A 6,330-nucleotide genomic window follows, 5' to 3' on the forward strand; every position below is an offset into this window, starting at 1 on the left:
TATTAACCCGGCCTATAAATATAGGCCGGGTTAATCCGGGGCAGGGATGCCCCGGCGCGGCGACAAGCCGCGTGAGCCCAGGCCGGGCGTGTACCGGCCTGGGCGGCGGCCCGAAATACCAGGAGGGAATTTACGGGCCTGATTAATAGTTTTCAGCGGGCTTGGAATGTCGGCTTCATGGAACCATGATCGAATTGGTACTTTGGCCGATCTTAAGACCGTTGGGACGCGCGCCGTGAGCGTCCGCGGCTGGCCGCTCGCCGCCGGACCGTAGAAGGCAGAGCCTCCTTTTCAGACCGCCGCGACATCCCGCGGCAAAAAATCCTGACGGCGGTGAACCTTTCCGAATTTCCCGACATTTACAGTAAAAGTAAGGAATGCGATGGTAGGGGAGGCGTTAACCCTGTAACACAAGGAGTTCGATCATGAAATCTTATGCAATAGCGGCAGTACTATCTTCGGTGATGATGGCCGGGCCTGCAATGGCCGATAACGACTTCCGGGCATTGGGCAAGGTGTCCAGCTTGAAACCGATGACCGAAGGGCAACTCTCTGCTGTCGAAGGCGGGATTTTGTTCCCGTTTAAGAAAGATCACGATCGTAAATTAAACGTTGGTAACGTTAACCAGAACATAGCCGTAACCACGATAACCGCGGTCAACCTAGCCTTGGGCAAGGGCGGCGCCAATCAGAATATTGTGGCGGTCACGCAGCAGAGCATTGGCGGTAAATAAAGCGAAGCCCATGGCCCATATCGAATGCTGATGAGGGCCGGAGAACCAGGCGGGGGAACGGTCATACGATCCCCCGCCTTTTTGCTTCAATCAGAAAAGTATGGAGCGGCCGATGAAAACATCATTCACATGGGGCGGTCTGCTACCGCTCGCTCTCTTATGTATGGCTGCGGCCTCCGCTGATTCCCAGTTTCACGCCTTGGATAATCTGTCCCAGCAAGAAACGGGTACTGCGTTGTCTCGGCTGGACGATAGCGCGCTCGATCGAGTGGAAGGCGGGCTGGATATTGCGTCCGGTTCGGTCGATCTGGCATCGCAACAAGCCGTGATGCAAGCGGTGGTGCTTGAGAGCACAATGCAAGCAGCCAATGGCACTGTGACTGAAAAGCGGGTCGATCGCGCGACCTCGCTGTTTCAGGTTTGCAGCTCGCCACCCTGTACCCAAAGTTGGCATCTTACGACGTCTTCGCATCTTTAAAATTGTGTCATAGCGATCGACGTCCGCCGGCGTATGGATTGAGGAGCATGGATTGGCGCATCAATCCGTACACCGGTCGTCAGTCGGAAATAGTTTTCAAACGCGGGAAGGGGGCGGCGAAGCATGGGAGAAATCATGGTGATCCGAATAAAGCCCTTTGAGGCGGCGGAGTGTATCTCGCAATCTTTGCTCAAAAGGTATCGACCGCGATAGGCCGGGTTGCGGCTCTTCACCCTCTTGCCGGCGTCGTAACTCGCGATTTCCTCTTTTTTGCACTGTCCTGGCAGACAGCTTTTTCGGCCTTGTGCTTCCGGTTCCGGTCCGCGTGTGTGGGGCGGTTAGAGACACCCAAGGTCAGATTTCTCGATACCAGCCCGACACTGTCAGTAGAAAACCTTCTTTGCCCTCGAACACCCGTCCTAGTCGCATGAACCGAATACGACGAAAGTCGATAGGATGCTTGAGCGGACGGGAGGTTTTACAAACGACGGACTGCCTATAGCTCGGGAAAGGTGTGCCGTGCTGACTCTTTCGGGCTTGCTGTGTATCCTTCAGGTTGAAAGGTATCCGCCGCAAGAATCTCGGAGGTGGGTTGAACTTTCCAATATTTGGACCGACTCCAAGTAGTATTCCTGGCGGACCGCCGTTATCTTTTTGGTTCCACAACTTGGCATAGCCAGTGGATAGGCATTTGCGCGACTCGATCGCCCAACTGACTCAGGAGGAGTTTCCTATGACAGCCCAACGCCCAACTCCCGGAACCCGCGCTGCTCAGCCCCCGTGCGAGCCTTCTGCCGTGCGCCTTCGCTATGCGCATCACCGGAGTTCCGTCCCTATCCGAGGCCGGACGTGTGAACGCCTGCCGTCCGTCGTCAGCCGAAGATGTGTCGGTCGGACGAATTCTCTCATGGCGAGCTGAGTTCACGCTTGTCGACATCGGATCTCTCCTGATCGTTCCCGGAGAGAATGCGGTGATATCCCTTGCCGAAACCGATAAGAGCTTTCATGAATCGTAGGCTTTCGTGGCTACTGCTCGCCTTGTTCAGTGTTCCGGCGCTTGCCGACTTCAAGGGATCCGTGAGCTTCGCAACGGATTATGTTTATCGGGGCTACACAAAGAGCAGAAACAATCCCGTCGGCCTGGGGAATCTGGAATACGAGCATGAACTCGGCTTGTATGCCGGCCTCTGGGTGGCACCGGTGAGTTTCGACGATGAATACTATGATGACCGAGCCCGTGTGGAAATCAATCCTTATCTGGGTTGGGCGACCAAGTTTGCCAAGAACTGGAAGCTTGATCTCGCGGCTAGCCGGTATCTATATGATGGCAAAGTGTTCGGCCAGGACTCGGACTATAACGAACTCTACGGTTCGCTCCATTACCGCGATCTTCTGAGCGCTCGGGTGGCTTTCGCCTACGATACCTATAACCGTGGCGCCAAGACCTTGGCCTATGAACTGGTCGGCCGCTATAGCCCGGTGGATCGGCTGCAACTGTCCGCGGGCGTAGGCTTTCATCAGGCCGGCGAACTGGCGCACTACGACTACTTTTTCTGGAATGCCGGAGTGACCTGGTACGTGAATCGGTATATTTCGGTCGATTTGCGCTATGTGGATACCAAGTTGCCTTATTACGAGCATCACGAGGACGAGCCTGAGAATGGATCGATATATCTCCAGCCGCTGGATGACCGCTTTCTATTTTCCCTCTCTGTCGGCTTTTAGTGAACTTTTGGCCTGGCCGCGGAATAAATAGAGTAGAACCGCGGATTGACAGGTCCTCTTGTAGGCGATTTATCGCTTACTAGCCGGATAGCCGAACGGTCAAAAGAGCACGGTCGACCTTGTTCGGGTCCAATGGTTTTGTAATGACGACAGGTCGAGTTTCTTTTGAAGGACGCCCCCTAGAATGCAGGCTTATGGGCTAGACCTGTTCGACAGTGGTGTAGCGTTCGAGAAGCGCTGAACGTATGTCTCACATTTGCAAATAGCTCGAGCTCTTCTTGGATGATGGGATGCCTAAGTTGGATGCTCTTATTGTTGGAGAAGCGCGATGAATCTGAGTAAGCCATGCCCGCCGGACCGTGAGCACGATGATGTGTTTTCACTGTTGCCCTGGCATATAACCGGAACCCTACAGAGCGAAGAGCAGGCGCGGGTGGAGGCGCATTTGAGCCGTTGCCTGATTTGCCGACGTGAACGGGTGAAGCTTTACGCGCTTTCGGAGCGAATCTCTCACACGCCTTGTCCGAATCTGGATCCGCAGGCCGGATACTCTCGCCTGCTCGCCACCATTCGGCAGCGTGAACGATCCGAATCGGCGGCGTTGCACTTCGATCGATTTGGCCGACTTCGAACCTGGCTCCGGCATTTTCCGGTCATCGTAAGCAAGCCACTGACCCGCGTGGCTCTGGCGGTGGTGCTTTTGCTGCTGATCGTCCCCTTGAGCTGGCGCCAGTGGGATCAACTAACGGAGCCCCGGTTTCGAACTTTGGCCGACCCCGCTTCGACCGCAGCCTCGAATCAGGGGGATCTGCGCCTGGTGGTCGAACCGAGTCTTGGCGCCGAACATGTTGATGCGCTCTTGAAAGCAGTCGACGGGAGCCGAGTCGACATGCCCGGTTCGGCGGACGTTTATACGGTCCGACTGGCCGACGGCAGAGACAAGAATGCGAGGATCGAAGCGGCCTTGGCCTACCTTCGGCGCCAACCGGGTGTATTGCTGGCAGAGCCGACAACCGGGCCTTCTTCGGTGCCATGACGTTCAGCTTGATCGCTTTAGTCTTGGCGCTCCTGTTGCAACTGACCGGATGCGCGGCGGACCGTGATTTTCCAAGCATCGGTCCCACGGCCGATCCATCGATTGAAGAGCGGCGCATCCTGGTGACTTTCACCGATTCGAGCATCGGACGCAAGGTGCCGGACAACATTCTGGATCGTTATCGCGCACATGGCCGTTACATGAGTTCTGCCTGGAGCACCCGCGTCGCGGTAGATTTGGCGGAGCAGTACGGGCTGAAGCTGATGGCGGAATGGCCTGTTACCATTTTGAGAGTAGTGTGCGTGGTGTACGAAATTCCTGTCGGTCAAATCCCCGCCGATACTATCAAGACCATCGCGCAGGATCGCCGGGTCGAATCCGTACAGATCATGCGGACCTTCCGGGCTTTAGTAAATAATGCGTCGGCTTCCTTCGGCAGTGATCCTTATTTTCGACTGCAAAAAAACTTACAGCGCATGCACATCGAGGAAGCCCATCGTCTGACGACCGGACGGGGCGTTCGCATCGCGCTGGTCGATACCGGTGTGGATGATACCCATCCCGACCTCAGGGGCCAAATCGCTGTCTCTAAAAATCTGGCATCATCGAATCACGATAAACCGACCGATGATATCCACGGGACGGCTGTCGCCGGCATAGTCGCCGCTCACCGTGGAAATGGAATTGGTATTGCGGGAGTTGCGCCCGATGCCAAAATCTACGCGCTTAAGGCGTGTTGGCCGGAGCGCTTCGGTTCCGTCGCTGCAGTGTGCAACAGCTTTACGCTCTTGGCGGCGCTCAATGAAGCCGTGCGTCTTGGCACCCATATCATCAATCTGAGCCTGACCGGGCCTGATGATCCGCTGGTCGGACGGCTTCTTCGGGCGGCGATCGATCAGGGTATCCTCGTGGTCGGCGCGGACGCCCGTGAAAACGGATCGATCGCGGGCTTTCCCGCCAATCAGACCGGAGTCATTGCGGTCCGAGCCGCCCAGGTGGATCGCAAGCCGGAAGCGGCCGCCAACGATGGGATCCATGCCCCCGGTACCGATATTCTTACGACACTGCCGCACGGGAGGTACGACTTCGTGTCCGGTAGTTCCTTCGCCGCTCCCCATGTCACGGGCCTGTTGGCCCTGATGCGGCAACTCAAGCCCAGCTTGACCTCGCCTGAGGCTATAGAACTCCTACACGCGTCGGCGGCGACCTCCGCGCAAGCTCCGAATCCATTGGACCGGATCGTCGATGCTTGCCTTGCACTCGCGCGATTGCTCGGTATCCCTGATTGCGGAAAGCCTTCGTAGCCGATCTTCACGTTCCCGAACCGCCGCTTCATGACTAGGTGGAGAGCTTTCTATCGCGCGAGCAGCCGGCGTCATGACATATCCTCTTCGGAAGGATCCATGAGCTCCGGTGTCAGCTCGTTAAATAAGGTCTGAAGCCTCTTGCGTGCATGAAACATCCGTGTTTTCACCGTATTTTCCGGACAGTCGAGGATGGCTGCGATCTCCTGATAACGAAGTCCATGGCCAAAGGTCAACTCGATAACGGCGCGTTGCTCCTGCGGGAGCGAGTCCAAAGCAACGGAGAGCAGATCCTCGCCTTCCACCTGCCGTGCCGGTGACGCTCTGTTATCCGCCAATTCCTCTCCGAACTCGTCAATAGGCACGGCATGGGCGGATCTGGCCTGCTTCGCCGAGGCCTTAAGCGCCTTTCGATAAGCAATACCGAAAATCCAAGTTGATACCTTACATGTGTAATCAAAGGTCTCGGGCTTTTCCCACACGACTAGCATCGTTTCATTGATCACATCCTCCACCATATCCGGCTGTCGCGTCGCCTGAAAAATAAACCTGGACAAGCGATGATAGAAGGCCGAATACAACATCTCGAAAGCACTCACATCGCGCGCCTGGATACCGGTCATCAGTTCCCGATCCCGATGATCATCGATGCATGAGGCGGTTTGTCTATCAGGCAGGATTAGCGTGGGATCGACGGTCATAGGCAATGAATCGGTACCATGGTTGGTTTTTCCGAAGCAGGAATAATCCGAGTCTAATCTGTAGATTTCGGGAAATTCCGAAAAGGTTCACCGCCGTCAGGATTTTTTGCCGCGGGATGTCGCGGCGGTCTGAAAAGGGGGCCCCTGCCCAATAAGGAGCCGGTCGAACCCGATTTCTGGGTGACAACTCACTACCCTTACTTAGGCGGACAACCGCCTCATAGAAAAGATTCGGGCGCTGATACTACAGCAGACTCTTTAGCGGGCTAGAGCATTTTCATACCGACTGTACGGGCACTCGCGCGTAGGTCGGGAATCCTTTCCCGACGCCACGTCTCGGCCGCGCATCTTC

At 56.0% G+C, this 6,330-nt stretch carries 6 protein-coding genes; 5 read left to right on the plus strand and 1 reads right to left on the minus strand.

What is annotated here, in order from left to right; all coding sequences use genetic code 11:
* Positions 1-425: 425 nt before the first annotated feature.
* The 5 genes from ABJK70_RS18240 (at position 426) to ABJK70_RS18260 (ending at position 5,277) form a co-directional block, all read left to right on the plus strand.
* A complete protein-coding gene (locus ABJK70_RS18240) occupies positions 426-734 on the plus strand; it encodes a hypothetical protein (RefSeq protein ID WP_077728883.1) in 309 nt (102 codons plus the stop codon).
* Between the two features lie 112 nt (positions 735-846).
* The gene (locus ABJK70_RS18245; protein WP_139841096.1) at positions 847-1,212 is read left to right on the plus strand and encodes a hypothetical protein; all 366 of its coding nucleotides are present in this window, start codon (positions 847-849) and stop codon (positions 1,210-1,212) included.
* 1,005 nt (positions 1,213-2,217) lie between these two features.
* Positions 2,218-2,937 carry a TorF family putative porin gene (locus ABJK70_RS18250; protein WP_156880432.1) on the plus strand — a complete coding sequence of 240 codons (720 nt, stop codon included), beginning with the start codon at positions 2,218-2,220 and terminating at the stop codon, positions 2,935-2,937.
* 328 nt (positions 2,938-3,265) lie between these two features.
* Positions 3,266-3,973, plus strand: a complete 708-nt coding sequence (locus ABJK70_RS18255) for a zf-HC2 domain-containing protein (protein ID WP_347258698.1) — start codon at positions 3,266-3,268, stop codon at positions 3,971-3,973.
* Positions 3,970-5,277, plus strand: coding sequence for a S8 family serine peptidase (locus tag ABJK70_RS18260; RefSeq protein ID WP_347258699.1), 1,308 nt, complete (start codon positions 3,970-3,972; stop codon positions 5,275-5,277). Before ABJK70_RS18255 ends, ABJK70_RS18260 begins: the two co-directional genes overlap by 4 nt.
* A gap of 71 nt (positions 5,278-5,348) precedes the next feature.
* Here the strand turns inward: ABJK70_RS18260 and ABJK70_RS18265 are convergent, their stop codons facing one another.
* Complete coding sequence (locus ABJK70_RS18265) at positions 5,349-5,978, minus strand: RNA polymerase sigma factor (RefSeq protein ID WP_077728888.1); 630 nt, start codon at positions 5,976-5,978, stop codon at positions 5,349-5,351.
* Between the last annotated feature and the right edge of the window lie 352 nt (positions 5,979-6,330).

It is taken from the genome of Methylocaldum sp., assembly GCF_039794385.1.
Lineage (GTDB): Bacteria > Pseudomonadota > Gammaproteobacteria > Methylococcales > Methylococcaceae > Methylocaldum.

What these genes read in the sequence shown, in the direction of transcription:
- ABJK70_RS18240 (WP_077728883.1), top strand. Translation starts at nt 426, where the DNA reads ATGAAATCTTATGCAATAGCGGCAGTACTATCTTCGGTGATGATGGCC.
- ABJK70_RS18255 (WP_347258698.1), top strand. Translation starts at nt 3,266, where the DNA reads ATGAATCTGAGTAAGCCATGCCCGCCGGACCGTGAGCACGATGATGTG.
- ABJK70_RS18265 (WP_077728888.1), bottom strand. Translation starts at nt 5,978, where the DNA reads ATGACCGTCGATCCCACGCTAATCCTGCCTGATAGACAAACCGCCTCA.
- ABJK70_RS18250 (WP_156880432.1), top strand. Translation starts at nt 2,218, where the DNA reads ATGAATCGTAGGCTTTCGTGGCTACTGCTCGCCTTGTTCAGTGTTCCG.
- ABJK70_RS18245 (WP_139841096.1), top strand. Translation starts at nt 847, where the DNA reads ATGAAAACATCATTCACATGGGGCGGTCTGCTACCGCTCGCTCTCTTA.
- ABJK70_RS18260 (WP_347258699.1), top strand. Translation starts at nt 3,970, where the DNA reads ATGACGTTCAGCTTGATCGCTTTAGTCTTGGCGCTCCTGTTGCAACTG.